This is a genomic window from Paenibacillus sp. OK060 (assembly GCF_900101205.1).
GTDB classification, from domain to species: Bacteria; Bacillota; Bacilli; order Paenibacillales; family Paenibacillaceae; genus Paenibacillus; species Paenibacillus marchantiae.
Window position 1 is genome coordinate 946,034 of the sequence record NZ_FNFR01000002.1, and the last position, 19,160, is coordinate 965,193.

A 19,160-nucleotide genomic window follows, 5' to 3' on the forward strand; every position below is an offset into this window, starting at 1 on the left:
AAGAGGTGAACCTTTATCGGGTTCGCCTCTCTTTTTTATAAACTCAAAATTCCTTTTTAATAGTCTAATTCATGCATTAAGCTAATTGAATAATGTTTATTGTAGCGCCTGGTGGAGAGAGGACAGCTGTAGCAACAAGCCCAAATAATTGGAACTGGATTGTTGATCCAGCAGTTACCGTCACAATAAAGTCAGACTGCAACTGACTGAGGGAAAGTAATGGTGAAACTACACTCGCCGGAATTGCTGTTCCGTTAAGTAAAATACGGGATTGAATAGCAAGTGCGGCTGTCAGATTTATTTTGTAAGAGATATAGTAACGCCCTGCATTGGCAAGAGTGAAGGTGTCATTCGTCCCATTAATGGTTATGCCAGTGCCGATATTTTGGTTATTCGGCAGTGGAATTAGTGTTCCACCCAAAATAACAACGATGGTTCCACTTGTGTTCTCACCGTAAGCCGAGTTAGATGTTACAGAAGTTCCTGTGGCTCCGGTTGCGCCCGTTGCGCCTGTACCCCCGGTGACTCCTGTCGCGCCTGTTGCTCCGGTAGCTCCAGTTGCCCCGCTTGCTCCAGTAACTCCAGTTGCGCCCGTACCTCCGGTTACACTAACCCCTGTTGCCCCGGTAACCCCAGTTGTTCCGCTTGCTCCCGTAGTCCCTGTAATTCCCGTCACACCCGTGATTCCGGTAGCTCCTGTTGATCCAGTGACACCGACTCCTGTGGCACCTGTTAATCCCGTCGCTCCGGTGACTCCCGTTATTCCGGTGGCCCCTGTTGCACCAGTGACTCCGATTCCTGTTGCACCCGTTACTCCAGTGAGACCGACTCCTGTGGCACCTGTTATTCCTGTAACCCCGGTGCTTCCAGTTATTCCCGTTGCTCCCGTTATTCCGGTGGCTCCCGTTGCTCCAGTGACACCCACTCCGGTTGCACCCGTTAATCCCGTAACCCCGGTGGCCCCAGTTATTCCTGTTGCTCCAGTGACTCCCGTTACTCCGGTGGCCCCTGTTGCACCAGTGACACTAACACCCGTGGCACCGGTGACGCCGGTAACCCCAGTGACTCCCGTTACACCCGTATCACCTGTCGCTCCGGTACTTCCCGTTACACTGACACCCGTGGCTCCAGTTACACCCGCTGCTCCTGTATCGCCGGTAACCCCAGTGACACCCGTTACACCCGTATTGCCTGTCGCTCCTGTACTTCCCGTTACACTGACACCCGTGGCTCCAGTTACTCCCGAAGCTCCTGTATCGCCGGTAACCCCAGTGACACCCGTTACACCCGTATCGCCTGTCGCTCCTGTACTTCCCGTTACACTGACACCCGTATCTCCCGTGGCTCCAGTACTTCCCGTTACACTGACACCTGTGGCTCCAGTTACTCCCGCAGCCCCTGTATCGCCGGTAACGCCGGTGGCTCCGGTTACACCCGTATCCCCCGTTGCTCCTGTACTTCCCGTTACACTGACACCCGTGGCTCCAGTTACTCCCGAAGCTCCTGTATCGCCGGTAACCCCAGTGACACCCGTATCGCCTGTCGCTCCAGTGCTTCCCGTTACACTGACACCTGTGGCTCCAGTTACACCCGTAGCCCCTGTATCTCCAGTAACCCCAGTCGCCCCAGTTACACCCGTATCTCCCGTGGCTCCAGTACTTCCCGTTACACTGACACCTGTGGCTCCAGTTACTCCCGTAGCCCCTGTATCGCCGGTAACTCCAGTGGCCCCAGTTACACCTGTATCACCGGTTGCTCCTGTTGCTCCTGTTACACTAACACCGGTAGCACCGGTTACCCCCGCAGCCCCTGTATCTCCAGTAACCCCAGTCGCCCCAGTTACACCCGTATCTCCCGTGGCTCCAGTACTTCCCGTTACACTGATACCTGTGGCTCCTGTAGCCCCTGTAACTCCAGTAACCCCAGTCGCTCCGGTTACACCTGTATCTCCGGTTGCTCCGGTACTTCCCGTTACACTGATACCTGTGGCTCCAGTTACTCCTGCAGCCCCTGTATCTCCAGTAACCCCAGTCGCTCCGATTACACCCGTATCTCCGGTTGCTCCGGTTGCACCCGTTACACTAACACCGGTAGCACCAGTTACTCCTGTATCTCCAGTGACGCCGGTAACTCCTGTATCACCCGTTGCTCCGGTACTTCCCGTTACACCGACTCCAGTTGCTCCTGTCGCACCCGTGGCTCCCGCACCAGCCAGCAATGTATAATCCGGGGACGTTCCTGGTGTTCCTGTTGGCGATGCCACATTTGCAATATACGTACTGCCGTCAAATGTCACCACCTGACCGGCTGGATATGTTGGCGCTACTGCTGGATCGAATGGAACAACGCCCGTCAAGCCTACGCCTGTAGCTCCCGTTACACCGGTATCTCCTGTTGCGCCGGTTACACCGACTCCGGTTGACCCTGTCGCACCCGTGGCTCCCGCGCCAGCCAACAACGTATAATCCGGGGACGTTCCTGGTGTTCCTGTTGGCGATGCCACATTTGCAATATACGTACTGCCGTCAAATGTCACCACCTGACCGGCTGGATATGTTGGCGCTACTGCTGGATCGAATGGAACAACGCCCGTCAAGCCTGCGCCTGTAGCTCCCGTTACACCGGTATCTCCTGTTGCGCCGGTTACACCGACTCCGGTTGCCCCTGTTGCACCCGTGGCTCCCGCGCCAGCCAACAACGTGTAATCCGGGGACGTTCCTGGAGTGCCTGTTGGTGATGCCACATTTGCAATATACGTGCTGCCATCAAACGTCACCACTTGACCCGCTGGATACGTTGGTGCTACCGCCGGATCGAACGGTACAATCCCACTCAAACCTACTCCAGTTGCTCCCGTTACACCCGTTGGCCCTGTAGGGCCTGCGCCTGCAATCAATGTATAGTCAGGGGATGTACCTGGCGTTCCCGTTGGCGATGCCACATTTGTAATGTACGTACTTCCGTTAAATGTCACGACTTGACCCGCCGGATACGTTGGTGCTACTGCTGGGTCAAACGGAACTGCTCCATTCAAGCCCACTCCTGTTGCTCCAGTTGCACCTGTAGCACCTGCACCTGCAAGCAAGGTGTAGTCTGGTGAAGTTCCCGGCGTTCCCGTTGGCGACGCGACATTGGCAATGTACGTACTGCCGTCAAATGTAACCACCTGTCCTACCGGATACGTTGGCGCTACCGCCGGATCAAACGGTACAATCCCACTCAAACCTACTCCAGTCGCTCCCGTTACACCCGTAGGCCCTGTTGGTCCTGCGCCTGCAATCAACGTATAATCCGGTGATGTTCCCGGCGTTCCCGTTGGTGATGCCACATTTGTAATATAGGTGCTGCCATCGAAAGTTACGACTTGACCGGCCGGGTATGTTGGTGCCACTGCTGGGTCAAAAGGAACTGCTCCATTCAAGCCCACGCCTGTTGCTCCGGTTACACCGGTGGCTCCTGCGCCAGCAAGCAATGTGTAGTCTGGTGATGTACCTGGGGTTCCAGTTGGTGAAGCTACATTAGTAATATAGGTACTACCGTCAAATGTCACTATTTGACCCGCTGGATAGGTTGGTGCTACCGCTGGATCAAACGGTAATATTCCACTTAAACCTACTCCTGTGGCTCCCGTAGCCCCAGTAGGTCCTGCACCTGCCAAGAGTGTATAGTCCGGTGAAGTACCGGGAGTTCCCGTTGGCGATGCCACATTTGTAATATAAGTGCTGCCGTCAAATGTTACGACCTGACCCGCTGGATACGTAGGTGCTACTGCGGGATCAAACGGAACAGAACCACCGAGTCCCACTCCTGTTGTCCCAGTAGCCCCAGTAGCTCCGGCCGATGCCAGCAAAGTATAATCGGGTGAACTGCCCGGTGTTCCCGTTGGCGATGCCACATTAGTAATGTAGGTACTACCGCCAAATGTTACAATTTGCCCTGCCGGATAACCTGGTGCGAGCGCCGGATCGAATGGAACAGAGCCTGTTAAGCCTGCCCCTGTTGCTCCGGTCGTTCCGCCTGACAAAAACAACGTGTAGTCTGGAGAGCTTCCCGGTACACCGGTGGGTCCATTCACATTAACAACATAAAGACTGCCGTTATACGAAACTACTTGACCTTCCACAAAGCCAGGTGCCTGATCAGGATCAAAAACGGAAATATCATTCAGTCCAACCCCCGGAGCCCCCTGCGGACCTGGTACGCCTTGGGGCCCTAGAGGACCTACCGGCCCTACTGGTCCTACGGGTCCAACTGAGCCTCCTGGCCCGGCTGGACCTGGTACTCCGGGAACACCCGGAACCCCTGGAACTCCTGGGGGACCTGGAGGACCTGGAGGACCTGGAGGACCTGGAGTTCCCGATGTTCCAAATGAACTGGTAGCGCGACTCAATGATACGGATATGGATCGAATCAAACCGACCAATTTATCTTTTTCCGCATGCGGAACTTCCAGAAGCAACGTCACACTTAATAAATCATCGAGCAAATTTTGCAAGTTGCCAGCCAGATTGATAACGGCTACAGGTACAACTTCAGAACCTGCTATGGTTAATTCCAGAACGGATTGTAACTCAGCTTTCACCCCAGCTCGAAAACCAGAGGTATTAACAAAGGTGAGCAAACTCCGTAAACTGTTTTGCAATGCGAGAATATTAGACGCTGTAGGCTGACTAACAGCTGCAGGAATAGTCACTGCCAATGCTTTCAAAATGGACTCAAACTGCTCCACTTCACTCGATGTTATTGGAATAAACGGTGATCCCGCTCGAAACGATCTTCCTTCTATGAAAGCTTTAATATTCACCCTTTTTCTTTCATCAGACATGCCTAATCCACTCCTCCTTTAACTTCTTCGCTTTTCAAGCTTATGTATCATAAGAGGCAAAATTATCTTGGACACATTTTTTGATGCAAAAAAAAGAGAACATACTGTTCCACGTTGAACAAGATTAAACGGTACTGTTCAACAAAAAAAGCACCCTCAGCATGAGGGTGCTTTCGCACTTTTTGTATGAAATCGGGCTATTTCGAAGAATCCACAGGAAATTGTAAAATAAACTCTGTTCCTTCACCAAGTACACTATTAACGATAATGGTACCGTGATGGGCATCCACAATATTTTTTACAATTGCGAGCCCCAGTCCTGTACCGACACTTTCACCTCGAACACGAGCCTTATCTGCTTTGTAGAATCGTTCAAAGATGAATGGCAGATCGGAAGACGGAATGCCTACACCTTCATCTTTTACAGTCACTTTAGCTACAGGTGTCCGGATATCGGTTAACAGCTCTGCCGATATGACAACATTTTTGCCTGAGGGAGTATGCCGAAACGCATTATCCAGCAAATTTGTAAATACCTGTTCAAGCCGATCCTCGTCAGCCTGGTGAAGTTCAATCGAAGTCTGTTTGCACTCAAACCGAAGATGGATATCCTGTTCTTTGGAACGTACCGAGAACTTTCTATATACACGCTCCAATAGTTCAACCAGATCCACTTCCTTCACGGCCATATCCGTATGACCCGCTTCCATTCGCGCAAGATCAAGCAGATCTTTAACCAACCTGCCCATACGTAAAGACTCATCATGAATCACTTGAATTAATTCTTCACTTTCTTCTGGAGAAGCCGCCATTCCATCCAAAAGAGCTTCACTATACCCTTGCATCATGGATAGCGGAGTTCGTATTTCATGAGATACGTTGGCGACAAAATCACGGCGCATCTTCTCCAATCGTACTTCCTCCGTTACGTCACGAAGCACAGCAACAGCCCCCCGTACGACACTATCCGCATACAAAGGCGCCATCTGAACAGACCAGACACCCTGCTGCACATGCACGTTAGAGTTCTGATCGCCACCTTGCTCCATCACCATTTTGAACAAAGGAACGAGTGGTTCCGGCACCTCTCGTGAAGAACTCACAGCATTCTCCGAATCCTGTCCCTCACCCATTTGTGCCCAGTCCAAATCACACCAAGCCTGCATGATTTTCTCTCCAGGGGGGTTTGTCAAAATAACTTTCCCTTCACCATCGAATGTCACTACGGCATCGGTCATGCTTCGGAGCACGCTCGCCAGATGTTCTTTTTCATGGTTAAGGTTGCGAATGTTATCTTCCAGCTGTGCAGCCATATGGTTAAATGTATTACCTAATTCTCCAATCTCATCGCTCGTTACAAGGGAGAGACGTGTACCGTAATTTCCTTTCCGAATCGCATTGGCTGCCTGAATTAACTGCTGCATCGGCTGCGTAATTTTCGTAAAAAGAAACAGCGCAAAAAAGGTCGTCAAACTGAATCCGATAATACAAACATACGTGAACAAACGTTTGATATCTCTCGACTCAGACTCCGCAAAATTCGTATCAATATACGGCAACAAAAAAAGACCCAATGCTATGAGTACACAGCCCACAAGGCAAATAATCGTAATCCATAACTTCCCGACCAGCGATCTCCAGAAACTAAAACTACTTCGGTACTTCCAGTTTATAACCCACACCCCACACCGTCGTAATCATCGCCGCTGATTCTGGCGAAACCTTGTTTAACTTCTCGCGAAGACGCTTCACATGCGTATCCACAGTACGAAGATCACCAAAGAATTCATAGTTCCATACATCCTTCAGCAGCTCTTCTCTGGAGAAAACTTTATCTGGAGATGTCGCGAGATAATGCAACAGTTCATATTCTTTCGGTGTTAGACTGATCTCTTCCCCACCCGCGGTTACGCGGTGAGCATCATGTTCGATGACCAAATTAGGAAATACGATATTGTTGCTTGAATTACTCTCCTTGGACAGATACGCTGTCGCAGAAGAACGACGCAGAATCGCCTTCACCCGGTAAATCACTTCACGTGGACTGAACGGTTTAACGACATAGTCATCTGCTCCAACTTCAAAGCCCTGAACGCGGTTGATTTCTTCGCCTTTTGCAGTAAGCATCAAAACCGGAGTTGATTTTACCTGACGCAAACGGGTACATACTTCAACGCCGTCCATGCCCGGCAACATCACATCAAGCAAAATAAGACCATAGTCACCTGCAGTTGCTTTTCGCAACGCAGTTTCCCCATCCTCAGCTTCATCGATTTCATAGCCTTCTTTTTCGAGATACATTTTCAAAAGCCGTCGGATTCTTTCCTCGTCATCCACGACGAGTATACGGTTCTCATGTTCAGCCATTCCACTCCAGCCCCTTTGCAATAACTCCTCATCACTTCTATTATGTTCGATCTGGCGAACAATATTTGAATGCCCCATTGGACGTAGGGGCTCACGTATGTGTTTCATGGATTTCTCTCGGGAACTTTACGAAACTACCTATCCTAGTCTGCCCCTGCGTAAGAATGCAACCCGGCAATGATCAAATTCACACCAACGAGCGTAAACATAACGACCAAAAACCCAAGTACTGCAAGCCATGCAGACTTGCGGCCCTGCCAGCCTCTGGACAAACGCAAATGCAGGTACACACTATAATATAACCATGTTATCAAAGCCCACACCTCTTTGGGGTCCCATCCCCAGAAGCGGCTCCAGGCAATCTGGGCCCAGATCATAGCGAAAATTAATGCTCCCAATGTGAATATAGGAAATCCGATAGCAATTGCCCGATAACTAATCTCATCGAGATCATCGGCATCAATGCCATCAAGCATCGGTTGCAGAGCTTGTCCAAGCGGTCTTCTTACAATTAAACGAATAAGTCCATATAAGATCAACCCTACAATCAAAGACCAGACTACCGTATTCAGTTTACGTCCAGCATTAACTCCGTTCATCCAGGAAGGTGTCTCAAGTAATGGTTCCTTCATGCCAAGAAACGGTTTTATGCTCTCCACTTCGCTATTATAAGGCGCAAAAATAGGAGGCATGCGATAAATCACTTTCTCTATTGTACTATTTTCCTGTACCTCTGTGTCAATGCTAGCGATTTTCTGAACAAAAACCGCCTCATATCCGGATGCACGGAAAGCAAATACCGACCCGATAAACCCAACGACAACGACGATAGTGATTAATGTAAACTCAACCCACCCGCGCTGGCGTCTGGATGACTTATCCTTGCCACTGAAATCGACTGTGCGTAACAAGTACATGAATCCCGCCGCAAAGCCTACGGCGAAGAATGCCTCGCCAAGAGCTGCCAACGTCACGTGGATCTTGAGCCATATCGATTGTAAAGCAGGGATCAGCGGCTGTACTTCCTGAGGAAATACGGCTGCATATGCCATAATAATGATGGTTAGTGGCAATGCAAACAATCCCAGCAACGATTTGCGATAGATGGCGTAAACTACAATAAATGCCACCATAATCATCATGGAAAGAAAACTCATAAACTCATACATATTACTTACTGGTATATGGCCTGCTCCAGCCCAACGTGTACCAAAGAAGATGAGATGTGCAGCTAGTGCAACAGTTGATGCAATAAAGGCTCGTTTCCCCCATCGTTCTACATGAGCTTGCGGGTCACGATTACTCCATTTCTTTCCCATGACGGCAACGCCATATAACATAAATGCAGCACAATATAGAAAAAAAGATACGATAAATGCGTCGCTGCTGAAATCCAATAAACTCATGTTTGGTTCCCCCCGTTATCCAACGACTTCTCATCCACTTCCACATTCATATGTTTTAACACAGCTGCAATCTCACGCCTAAATCCAAACCAGTTTTTATTCGTATGGCCGCCTAGGGTGAGCTGTCCATCATCAATACGAATCCAAATACGTCGGTGGTGCCAGTAAAAGCCCATAACCAGACCCAACATAACGATTCCTGCACCAACCCATACAAAAGGCATAGCCTTATCAATACGGATATTGAGGTAACTCACGGACTGAATGATGTCCACCTTATCCATGCTATCAACCTCTAGCTGCAAAGGAATTTCTCCTCCATTCAACTGTTTGTTAATTGCGTCCTGTTGAAAACGTTGTTTATCTATCTGCTTCGCAAAATACAAATACTGCATTCCCGCTTCAGGTAAATCGGGTCCCTTGATGTTAAATAGAAAGGCAGGCGCATTCGGTGAAGGGGATTTTGATTTGGGTTCTCCATTTTCATCCAGCCCAAAATCCATATATTTTTCTTTAACACTCAGACTATAGGGTCCAGCTTCAAACGTTCGCTGCGTATCCACCATAGCAATTTGGATTGCTCCATACTTCTCACCCGTCTGGGCATTGACCAAATCAGGCGTTACCGAACGAATCGTTGGTGTCAGATCATAATCAAATTGATATGCTTTTAATCCGTGGTAATTCAGTGGATGGTTCACTCGAACATCATGTCGGTCCACCTCGGTCAATTGAGGTTTTTTCGAAGGATCCGAGCAATCTGCCGTACATTCGTACAATACCACTTTGGTTTCAAATAGTTTTGGAACGGTTTTGTTCAAATTACGGAACTGTTCTGGAACCTCATCTTCATTGTAAAATTCAACATTAAACTGTTCATTCTTCAAATACATGGAGGTATTCGGTATTTTTTTGATTTCCCCTTGGGGAAAAGCAACATGCTCATCCAGATTCAGCCCGGGAAGTCCTCGAGCAAGTACTGCGAGCAGGAAGATAATCAATCCGATATGGATAACATATGGCCCCCAGCGACTGAATCGATGTTTCTCGGCCAGCAATGCAGTACCCTCGGTATGCACGCGATAACCTTTCTTTTTAAGCGGCGTAACCGCTTTCTTAATCCAGTCTTCTGATGCCTCATCTATGGAACCTTGATACACCAGTCGCTGGCGTGTAAGAAACTGCATGTGTTTGCGTATTTTCTGTTTATTCAGTGCTTTATATAGTGGAAGTACCCGGTCTAGACTGCATATGACCAATGAAGCGCCGATCAGTACCAGTAACAAAATAAACCACCAGGATTCGTATGTATGGGACAGACCCAGCAGATAATAGATATGACCCAACTGACCGTATGTGTCCTTGTAATATACGGATGGATCAATATTCAGAAATGTACTTTCTTGTGGATAGATTGTGCCCAGCATGGAACCTACAAGTGTAAACACAATCATGTAAACAGCAATTTTGACCGATGAGAAAAAGTTCCATATGCGGTCAATGATTTTGGGATTTGTACGCTGCGATCGACGCGCCATGCCATCATAACGCATTTCCAATACTTCATCCGATTTGACCTCGGCCTCCAGCAGCGGCTTGCCACAGGCTTCACACAGCACAGTGCCCACCGGATTCTGGTGTCCGCACTCACATTTCGTATTTTGGAACACGACTAGACCTCCTGTCAGGGCTGTTTCGCCAGTTGTGAAATTTGAGCGTCAAGTGTGTCCAAATCAAGTTGACCGATATGAATGGTGGAGATTTTGCCCGTGTCGGAGACAAAAAATGTCGTTGGCATCGGCGAAATGCCAAAATCCCGGATCGAGTTTTTGTCACGGTCGAGCATAATCGGAAACGTAACGCCCACCTGTCGAACAAAATTTTCCACGGTCATCTGGTCTTCCCCAACATTGATACCAACAAATTGCACACCCTGGTCCTTCCATTTGTCCGCTTGCGCTTGTAGCGCAGGCATCTCTTTCACACAAGGCTCACACCATGTTCCCCAGAAGTTGATTACCATGGCTTTGCCTTTGTATTCCTCAGACGTATGAACTTGTCCATCCAGGCCCAGCAGTTCAAAAGAAGGAGCTTTGTCTCCTTCTTTTGGCTTGCCATTCGAGCCGGATACCGATGTAGTAATCGCATATCCGCCCAACACCAGGATCAATAACAAAATGACGATTTGCACCGCTCTTCTTGATTTCCCCATGTGCTGCTCCCCTTTTAAGTCAGCTTTTTGCATAATTTGAATTTAAACGCTCCCGGGTACAAGAATTAGACGAATAACACCATTTCGATCTAACTCTTGCTGATTGAAAGTCGCTCCGGGGATTTATGCAAAAAGCTTGAGTGACTAGCATTCGCATATAACAGTCTTGGACAACTGTGAACATCCTATGAACAATTATAGCGAATTTCGTCACAAAACTGCGGCGCTTTTATGAAAATTATGTGTCCTCACATTACCTTTTTTTCATTTTTTTGGCGGGTTCTGATTTTGCGAGCGTAATCAGGTTGTTGACTTCTTCTTTGGTTAGATTGCGTGTGAGTCCCCGTTTCAGGTTTTGAAGCAAAATACCACCAAACGAAATCCGTTTCAGACGTGTTACCGGATGGTTAATCGCTTCGAACATACGTCTAACCTGACGGTTACGCCCTTCGTAAATCGTAATAGAGATAACAGATTCATTTGCTGCGGTATCCACATCTTTGTACTCAATCTCTGCCGGAGCTGTCATACCGTCGTCCAGCATAATGCCTGTCTTTAATTTCTCCAGAGCCGAACCATGTGGAACACCTTTAACGGTTGCATGATATGTTTTGGGTACGTGATGCTTCGGATGCGTCAACAAATGCGCAAACTCGCCATCATTGGTCAGAATGAGCAATCCTTCTGTGTCATAATCCAGACGCCCCACTGGGTATACCCGTTCCTTGACACCTTTAAGATAGTCGGATACAATTTTCCGACCTTCCGGGTCTGAAGCACTTGTGATAACACCCTTCGGTTTGTTCAACATCATGTACACTTTCTTTTCACTGCGGATCGGTTTACCATTAACCGTAATCATATCCTCTTCGGGGTTCGCTTTCGTACCCAGTTCGGTTACGACCTCCCCGTTAACTTCTACTTTGCCGGACAGGATCAGTTCCTCGCTCTTGCGGCGGGATGCAATGCCTGCCTGTGCGATAATTTTTTGTAATCTTTCCATGTTTGTCATGTCACCTCACACTAATGATACCCATCAAGGCCGGAAATCACAAGGATAATCCATCGATTTTGTTAACGCAGGGGTTGTAAACACCTTTTAAGCTGCATTTAGCTATGAATTTAGACCAAAAAAGCTCACCCTCTCACTGCCGGTATGCGGCAGGAGCGTTAAGGTGAGCCGTTCAATTTCAACCATATGTAACCACTACAACATGAATAAGTTTAATTGGCTACTTTACCAGCAACAACGACCTGTTTTTTCGCAGGGGTTGCACTTTCTTTAATGAAGGATTGCAATGTTTTGGAAGTAATATAATAAGTACGTCCGCCGTATACAAAGGTCATCATGCCAATAACCCGATTGTTCTGGTCCAGAACAGGGCCACCTGAATTGCCTTGTGCTACTGATTTTACGATACTGCCAATGCCCTTCTTGCCTGGAACATCTGAATCTTGTGAATTAAATACTCGGCTCTTGGCAATTGTATTATAAGTTGAAGGGAAATCTTCGTCCAACAGCACAAGTTCCCCGGCAGAATTTTTAGGAAATCCGATGGTATAGACAATTTGATTATCTTTCGCATTTGCAAACGTCACCGGTTGTGCGTCGATTTCTTTGTCCAGCTTCAGCAATGCCATATCTGTCACCGGATCTGTTTTAATGATTTTGGCTTTAACCGGCTTGTCCAGATGACCTGGGCTTGCTACAGTAAGTGTGCCTTCATCCCCATCAGACAGTTCAGCATAATCCTGAACGACATGATAATTGGTTAGCACCTCATCCTTGGAGATCAGTATGGATGTACCTACATCATAATATACTGAATCGGGTTCATCCTGTTTGACCAGACGTACGTTCACAACTGGAAAAGAATCCGCTGTAACGGCCAACTGAGCACGTAGTTGTTTATCGAAGTATCCCGTAAAATGAATCGTATTAACGGCTTGAGCCGCAGCCAACCCCGTCTGTCCTGCAAGCAACGCAATGGCAAGCATGCCTGACATTCCAAAGCGGAGCATTCGTTTCCAACTCTTTTGCATGATTCTCACTCTCCTCCGCTATCATTCTAGCATAATTCGTATATCGGAAGGAGAGGGCATATTTTTAACCAAATACAATCAAACAAATGACCAAGGCTGCAATGAAACCAACTACATCGGAAAACAACCCAACTTTGAGCGCATAGCGACCATTACGAATGCCTACGGCTCCAAAATAAACTGTCAATACATATAGGGTTGTATCCGTACTGCCTTGAATCGTGGAAGCCATGCGGCCAATCATCGAGTCAGGGCCATAGGTTTTAATTAGGTCAGTTGTAAAGGCAAGCGAGCCTGTCCCAGTTAAAGGACGCAAAATACCGAGTGGCAATACTTCTCCCGGAACCCCCATCCAGGATACAAGTGGTGCGAATAGGCTGATCACATAATCCAATGCACCGGAAGCACGGAATACACTGATCGCTACCATCATACCTACCAGATGGGGAATAATGCTAATTGCCGTAGAGAAGCCATCTTTGGCCCCATCAACAAAAGATTCGTAGACCGGGACCTTTTTGGTAAACGCATATAATGGAACAAACGCGATGATAACCGGAATGGCCCAGACGGAAATCCAGTTGATGAAGGTTAACAACGTTGCTCATCCTTTCATACCGGGATTGTCACTTTTATATACACGCGGCGGCCTGTGAAGTGCCCTATTTCGGTACCAGCGATCGGCTACAATGGCTGCAAATGTCGCAATAATGGTTGCCATTAGCGTGGTACCTACAATTTCCGTGGCATTCGCGGAATGATAATTAAGTCGAATGGCTATCAGGGTTGTCGGAATAATGGTGATACTCGCTGTATTCAGAGCCAGCAAAGTGCACATGGCAGGGGAAGCCGTTTGTTTATCCGGATTTAGCTCTTGCAGTTGCTGCATGGCTTTGATCCCCATTGGGGTTGCCGCATTGCCTAGGCCGAGCAGATTGGCACTCATGTTGGATAAAATGTAGCCCATGGCTGGATGATTCCGCGGAACATCCGGGAACAAAAAGCCAACAACCGGACCCAGCAGCTTCGCGATTCGTCCCAGCAGCCCGGCATCCTCAGCCATTTTCATCATACCCATCCAAAACACGAGCACACTGATCAGCCCAAAACATACCGTTACTCCGGTTGCTGCTCCATCAAAAGCCGCCTGCGTAACGACTTCAATTTTGCCTTGTGCTGCTGCAAAAGCAAATCCGGTTACGATCATGAGAAGCCAGATTAAATTGATCAAAGGATAACCCTCCCCTCATTATGGAGATAACAAATGGCTTAATACTGCGCGCCATGCGGAAGCCCAGGTAGAAATTTCACCGATCCCCCCCAGAGTTGCATCCTCTATCTTCGGCTCTGGCGGAATATAACTTCCTTTGCGATACACAGGAATTGAACCCACAAGTTTCCCGTCAAGCTGCATATCAATTCGGCCAGCCAGTCCAAAAGTAGGATCTGTCGTTTTTGCATCTCCCACTGTACTCTCCTGTGCCCGGTTATCGAGTAAAATCAGCTTTTTCGTCAATAAGGATGTCTCACTCTTCGCTAGAGGATAGGTGAACCCGCGACCTGTGACCACATCCGTGTTTTGTACAGGCTGTTCTTTTTTTGCAATTTCCACCAAAGGGAAGTTTTCAAAACCAAAATCCAGCATACGTGCATGGTCATTCCAATCGTCGCCATCGTTCAGGGTTACCGCAGCAAGCTGTTGCCCATTGCGTGTAGCAGAGCTAACCAGACAACGGAACGCCTTTTTGGTATATCCGGTCTTTACGCCATCGGCCCCCTCGTACAACCGCAGCATTTTATTTTTGTTTTGCCAGGAGTACTCCCAGCTCTCGTTCGGATTTGGAGCCGACTTGTTCTCCGTAGCTACAATACGTTTGAACACCGGATTCTTGAGCGCATACGCAGTTAAGCGTGCAAGATCATTGGCGGTGGAGTAATGACCGTCTGCGTCAAGTCCATGGGGATTCATAAAATGGGAATGGGTCAGACCAATTTGCTCTGCCTTTTTGTTCATTAACAGGACAAAGCCTTCTTCAGATCCACCGACATGTTCAGCAATCGCCGAGGCCGCATCGTTGCCTGATCGCAGCATCAGCCCATATAGCATGTTTTCAAGTGTCATTTCTTCACCCAGCTTGAGATAGATGGACGACCCTTCTTTGGCAAAAGCCGAAGAAGTTACCTTTACTTTGTCATCCAGTTTACCGTGTTCAATCGCAACAATTGCCGTCATGATTTTGGTCAAGCTGGCAATTCTCAGTTCCTTATCCCCATCTTTGCTGTACAATATTCGGCCCGATGTTACATCAATGAGAGCAGCGCTTTGCGCATGGTTTGAGGGGCCGGGGATGGTTCCCTGGGCTTCAGCAAGCCCAAATGAGGGAAACAGAAACAAAGGTACAAGCATACATGCCATAAATTTCATTAATTTTCGCATCGATTCATTCCTCCGGGTCACTTGGAATCTTGTACTAGCTTATGTCTGGACAACCCGAAGTATGTCCCAGTGTTAGAAAACAGCAAAAATCCCTCTCGCACATGCTGCGGAAGGGATCTTAACCGAATCATTATTTAGCTGTACGTAGAAGGATCAGGTGTGACAGGAATGCCGGACTCTGCCGGTTGTGCTGTATTACGATTGCGGAACATGTCCTGGATTCTATCCATCACATATGGTGTGGAATCGATCAATTTCTCGAACAGATGCGTTGAGTTGTCAAGCGGTACGATGTGTACGCCCTGTTTGCCAACTACCAGGAACGCGATAGGACGAATGGATACGCCCCCCCCGCTTCCGCCTCCAAATGGTGAGGCAACCGATGCGGAGCTGGCATGTTCAGTGGTACTACTTCCGCTGCTCCCGCCGCTTCCACCTTTGCTGTTTCCATCATTTACATGAAAATCACTGCCACCCGCAGCGAATCCAAACCCCACTTTACTGATCGGCAAAATTACGGTACCATCAGGTGTTTCGACCGCATCGCCCACGATTGTATTGACATCCACCATGGCCTTGATATTTTCCATTGCGGTTTCCATTAAGCCTTGAATTGGATGATCTGACATTTAAATTCCCTCCAGTTTCAATTTAAGCTAGGTTTGATCTAACCATATCATCCCCAAACTTGAAGGGACTTATGTAAGCCAGCCATTTAACTAAACCTCAATACTACAAACCGCTGACTGGGCAAAATAAAATCCGGTAGTTGCAAGCAAACTATAGGAAATTTTCTCATACTCGGTTTCTTCTTAACTACCGAGTAGACCCAGCCAAGACGCATAGTTCCACCCCCGCCACCCCGCAATCATTTTAAATGAAAGGCGTATAACACAGGGACAGTACATACACTTAAATTTGCGATTTACTGTGTTGTTTCTTCAGCTTCAGCTTGCGTCTGCGCCGTTGTTCTTGTAAGAGTTTGAACCACATCCGCCATCCTCCCTCTACTTGAAGCACTCGGGTTAAGAGCGTAAGTCCTGCAATCATGACTGCTGAAATCCGGATCTTTAGTTTCCAATCCAGCTCGGTTTGGAACTCCATCTCGTCTTCCCACACCGGCACAACTTGTAACTTTGGCGTTTGTTCAAAACGGATTTGATAAGAGAGGTATCCAATGATGATCGACTTGATACTCCACACCCAACCGATGAGAACAGCCGTATATGCTGCGTCGCCGACGCCAACGCGAGTGGACCAGGACAAATGAGTCATATGTACACGAGTGAGTGTTTGCTTGATCCAGAGCTTTAATGCTTCCGTTGCCCTGAGCATGATTTTTACATCCTTAGCCCATTTTTTGACTTTACGTTTGTTAACACGCTCGCTGCTCTGGGCTTCTCCCCTCGAATGATTCATTCGCTGCTCCGTCTTCACCAGAAAACCTTCCTTCATATTACGAAAGACAATACTAGGAATTTCATAGTTAATACGCACAATGCCATATAACAGACGAACCGTAATCTTGGCATAATCATCATGATTGTGTTTCCTGAATGTAAAATGCACATGAACATACGAGATGAGGACTGCGACAAGAAGCAGTGCGATCAACAAGCCGATTCCTCCAAGCCAAATCCACACAGACCTTACCTCCAAGCCCTCAATTCTTTTCTCGTCTAGTATGACACTCTATATAGGAAAAAATTCACGTCTGACCTGAAAATTCCATTTAATCTTTGAACGACTACCTTACACTCCATTCCACATACCACGCCAAAAAAACCGGCACCCCGAAAGGGCAACCGGTTTTGGATCGATCCAGACTGCAAAGTTATGAGTGCGAAGGATCATCTTCGTTATTAATATCGTTTGCATTTGCATCATTCTCGAGATTTGCACTATCCAGGTCCAGGTCCACATGCTGCACATCCAATTTTTCAAAAAGCAGCTGTGTTTCTTCCTCCAGGTTCTCGGAATCTTCAAACAACCCTGGCTCCGGCAGATCTTTGAGCGAAGCCAAACCAAAGTAATCCAGGAAAGACTTGGTTGTGCCATATAGAATTGGGCGTCCAATGGCCTCAGCCCGTCCCACTTCCTGAATGAGATCCTTGTTCACAAGTGTATGAATGGCACGTTCGGATTTCACCCCACGTATCTCCTCAATCTCTACCCGTGTGATAGGCTGACGGTACGCCACAATAGCGAGCGTCTCCAACGCCGCCTGGGATAAAGAGGTACGTGCAGGTGAATAAGCCAATTTCTCAAAATAGGCCGCATGTTCCGGCAAGGTACCCAGTTGGACTACCCCTGCAATTTTAAGAATTTGTACGCCTCGTCCCTGCTTGGCAAATTCAGCGATCATTTCCTCAATCGCATCCGACACCAGTTCGGTTCGCTGATCTACGATTTCGGCGATTTGTTTGATGCTCAGACCTTCTTCTCCGGACAAAAACAGCAGGCCTTCAATAATCGATTTCAATTTCGGAAAATCCATGATTCTTTGTTTCCCCTCTCCACTCCATAACGATATCCTCAAACATCCGCTCCTGATAACAGACGATCTGCTTCATCTTCATCAGTTCCAGCACCGCCAGAAAAGTTACGACAATCTCGTGCCGATAAATTTGGTTATCCAGCAACTTGGAGAATAACAGCCTGCCTCCCGGTCCCATACTTTCCAACGCACCGATGACATCGCGAATACGATCCTTAACCGAGATTTCATCCCGATGGATCCGAGTTACAGTTGTCCGCTTCTCCGCCTTGCGCAGCGCCTTCTGGAAGGCCGCAATCAGATCCGAGGTATGCAAACCCTCGACCGGATTCGATTGTGCTTCTACAGGCATATACGGCCGCAAATCCTCGGGCTCTTTGGAGAAAATAAGGCTGCGTTCCCACTCCCGTTCGTGCAAGTGACGCGCAATTCCCTTGTATTTGCGGTATTCAATCAGACGCGCAATCAGTTCTGCACGTGGATCATAATCTTCATCTTCCATATATGCATAATCCTCAAAGTCCTCGATTACCGGTGGTTTGGGCAGTAATAACTTGCTCTTGATCGACAGAAGTGTTGCCGCCATTACCAGAAATTCACTCGTAATATCCAGCTCCAGCTCCTGCATCGAATGCAGATACGCCATATATTGATCGGTAATATCGCTGATGGGAATATCCTGGATATGAATCTCTGCCTTATCGATCAGATGAAGCAGCAGATCCAAAGGCCCTTCAAAAGTCTCCAGTTTGTATGTAACTACCGTCACTAGACGAATCCTCCCGCCAGAAAAATAAAAACCCCCGCTAAGCCGCCGAATCCGGTCTCCCGTTTTCGTCTGCGCTGAGCAGGGCACTATATTAAATAAGCACTATTTTAGCTGTTTCGTCAAGTTCGCCATTTCAATAGCGGCAGTAGCTGAATCCCAGCCTTTGTTTCCTGCCTTTGTTCCAGCACGCTCAATGGCCTGTTCAATATTCTCTGTTGTAACCAAGCCGAAGATTGTAGGTACGCCTGTTTTCAGGTTAATTGCGGCTACACCCTTAGCCATCTCATTGCACACATAATCATAATGTGTTGTTGAACCACGGATAACCGTCCCCAGCGTAATGACAGCATCATATTTTCCACTTTCAGCCATTTTTTGGGCAATCAACGGGATTTCAAACGCTCCTGGAACCCACGCTACATCCACTTCATCATCTTGTACACCATGACGTTTGAACGCATCCAGTGCTCCACTGAGCAATTTGCTTGTAATGAACTCGTTAAAACGTCCTACAACCACTCCATATTTTAATCCTTCTGATACCAAATGTCCTTCAAAAAAGTGTGGCATTCAAGTCATCTCCCTAATTGTATTATATGATGTA

General features: G+C 47.8%; 16 protein-coding genes. All 16 read right to left on the bottom strand.

The genetic code is table 11. From position 1 onward, the window contains the following. Positions 1-76: 76 nt before the first annotated feature. The 16 genes from BLS14_RS33465 to ribE all read right to left on the bottom strand — a co-directional run bounded on the left by BLS14_RS33465 (position 77) and on the right by ribE (position 19,126). Complete coding sequence (locus tag BLS14_RS33465; protein ID WP_143021532.1) at positions 77-4,825, bottom strand: BclA C-terminal domain-containing protein; 4,749 nt, start codon at positions 4,823-4,825, stop codon at positions 77-79. A gap of 197 nt (positions 4,826-5,022) precedes the next feature. Continuing rightward, positions 5,023-6,420 (bottom strand): ATP-binding protein, encoded by a 1,398-nt coding sequence (locus BLS14_RS10555; protein WP_256336347.1) that lies wholly within the window; start codon positions 6,418-6,420, stop codon positions 5,023-5,025. 55 nt (positions 6,421-6,475) lie between these two features. Beyond that, entirely contained in the window at positions 6,476-7,192 is a 717-nt protein-coding gene (locus tag BLS14_RS10560) for a response regulator transcription factor (protein ID WP_072735241.1), read from the bottom strand. Positions 7,193-7,335: 143 nt separating this feature from the next. Continuing rightward, a complete protein-coding gene (ccsA, locus tag BLS14_RS10565) occupies positions 7,336-8,598 on the bottom strand; it encodes a cytochrome c biogenesis protein CcsA (protein ID WP_063568322.1) in 1,263 nt (420 codons plus the stop codon). After that, on the bottom strand, positions 8,595-10,268 hold the full coding sequence (locus BLS14_RS10570; RefSeq protein ID WP_090951480.1) for a cytochrome c biogenesis protein ResB: 1,674 nt from the start codon (positions 10,266-10,268) through the stop codon (positions 8,595-8,597). Before BLS14_RS10570 ends, ccsA begins: the two co-directional genes overlap by 4 nt. 14 nt (positions 10,269-10,282) lie before the next feature. After that, on the bottom strand, positions 10,283-10,810 hold the full coding sequence (locus tag BLS14_RS10575) for a redoxin domain-containing protein (protein WP_063568320.1): 528 nt from the start codon (positions 10,808-10,810) through the stop codon (positions 10,283-10,285). Between the two features lie 253 nt (positions 10,811-11,063). Further along, positions 11,064-11,813 carry a pseudouridine synthase gene (locus BLS14_RS10580; RefSeq protein ID WP_063568319.1) on the bottom strand — a complete coding sequence of 250 codons (750 nt, stop codon included), beginning with the start codon at positions 11,811-11,813 and terminating at the stop codon, positions 11,064-11,066. A 221-nt stretch (positions 11,814-12,034) separates the two neighbouring features. Continuing rightward, positions 12,035-12,853, bottom strand: coding sequence for a S1 family peptidase (locus tag BLS14_RS10585; RefSeq protein WP_064636817.1), 819 nt, complete (start codon positions 12,851-12,853; stop codon positions 12,035-12,037). 64 nt (positions 12,854-12,917) lie between these two features. Further along, on the bottom strand, positions 12,918-13,451 hold the full coding sequence (locus BLS14_RS10590; RefSeq protein WP_062324415.1) for a spore maturation protein: 534 nt from the start codon (positions 13,449-13,451) through the stop codon (positions 12,918-12,920). A gap of 6 nt (positions 13,452-13,457) precedes the next feature. Beyond that, positions 13,458-14,084 (bottom strand): nucleoside recognition domain-containing protein, encoded by a 627-nt coding sequence (locus tag BLS14_RS10595; protein ID WP_090951482.1) that lies wholly within the window; start codon positions 14,082-14,084, stop codon positions 13,458-13,460. An 18-nt stretch (positions 14,085-14,102) separates the two neighbouring features. Beyond that, positions 14,103-15,290: a D-alanyl-D-alanine carboxypeptidase family protein gene (locus BLS14_RS10600; RefSeq protein WP_090951485.1), complete on the bottom strand. Its 1,188-nt coding sequence runs from the start codon at positions 15,288-15,290 to the stop codon at positions 14,103-14,105. A gap of 134 nt (positions 15,291-15,424) precedes the next feature. Beyond that, positions 15,425-15,919 carry a GerW family sporulation protein gene (ytfJ, locus tag BLS14_RS10605; RefSeq protein ID WP_063565747.1) on the bottom strand — a complete coding sequence of 165 codons (495 nt, stop codon included), beginning with the start codon at positions 15,917-15,919 and terminating at the stop codon, positions 15,425-15,427. A gap of 283 nt (positions 15,920-16,202) precedes the next feature. Next, complete coding sequence (locus BLS14_RS10610; RefSeq protein ID WP_072735281.1) at positions 16,203-16,934, bottom strand: DUF2953 domain-containing protein; 732 nt, start codon at positions 16,932-16,934, stop codon at positions 16,203-16,205. Positions 16,935-17,124: 190 nt separating this feature from the next. Then, positions 17,125-17,787, bottom strand: coding sequence for an SMC-Scp complex subunit ScpB (gene scpB / locus BLS14_RS10615; RefSeq protein WP_090810655.1), 663 nt, complete (start codon positions 17,785-17,787; stop codon positions 17,125-17,127). Next, complete coding sequence (locus BLS14_RS10620) at positions 17,756-18,556, bottom strand: segregation and condensation protein A (RefSeq protein WP_063565744.1); 801 nt, start codon at positions 18,554-18,556, stop codon at positions 17,756-17,758. The genes scpB and BLS14_RS10620 overlap by 32 nt, the downstream gene beginning before the upstream one ends. Positions 18,557-18,658: 102 nt before the next feature. Then, positions 18,659-19,126, bottom strand: coding sequence for a 6,7-dimethyl-8-ribityllumazine synthase (gene ribE / locus BLS14_RS10625; RefSeq protein WP_063565743.1), 468 nt, complete (start codon positions 19,124-19,126; stop codon positions 18,659-18,661). Positions 19,127-19,160 lie beyond the last annotated feature (34 nt).

Excerpts from the sequence above, each read along its gene's own strand:
- BLS14_RS33465 (WP_143021532.1), bottom strand. The coding sequence starts at position 4,825 with ATGTCTGATGAAAGAAAAAGGGTGAATATTAAAGCTTTCATAGAAGGA.
- BLS14_RS10560 (WP_072735241.1), bottom strand. The coding sequence starts at position 7,192 with ATGGCTGAACATGAGAACCGTATACTCGTCGTGGATGACGAGGAAAGA.
- ccsA (WP_063568322.1), bottom strand. The coding sequence starts at position 8,598 with ATGAGTTTATTGGATTTCAGCAGCGACGCATTTATCGTATCTTTTTTT.
- BLS14_RS10575 (WP_063568320.1), bottom strand. The coding sequence starts at position 10,810 with ATGGGGAAATCAAGAAGAGCGGTGCAAATCGTCATTTTGTTATTGATC.
- BLS14_RS10580 (WP_063568319.1), bottom strand. The coding sequence starts at position 11,813 with ATGGAAAGATTACAAAAAATTATCGCACAGGCAGGCATTGCATCCCGC.
- BLS14_RS10585 (WP_064636817.1), bottom strand. The coding sequence starts at position 12,853 with ATGCAAAAGAGTTGGAAACGAATGCTCCGCTTTGGAATGTCAGGCATG.
- BLS14_RS10600 (WP_090951485.1), bottom strand. The coding sequence starts at position 15,290 with ATGCGAAAATTAATGAAATTTATGGCATGTATGCTTGTACCTTTGTTT.
- ytfJ (WP_063565747.1), bottom strand. The coding sequence starts at position 15,919 with ATGTCAGATCATCCAATTCAAGGCTTAATGGAAACCGCAATGGAAAAT.
- scpB (WP_090810655.1), bottom strand. The coding sequence starts at position 17,787 with ATGGATTTTCCGAAATTGAAATCGATTATTGAAGGCCTGCTGTTTTTG.
- ribE (WP_063565743.1), bottom strand. The coding sequence starts at position 19,126 with ATGCCACACTTTTTTGAAGGACATTTGGTATCAGAAGGATTAAAATAT.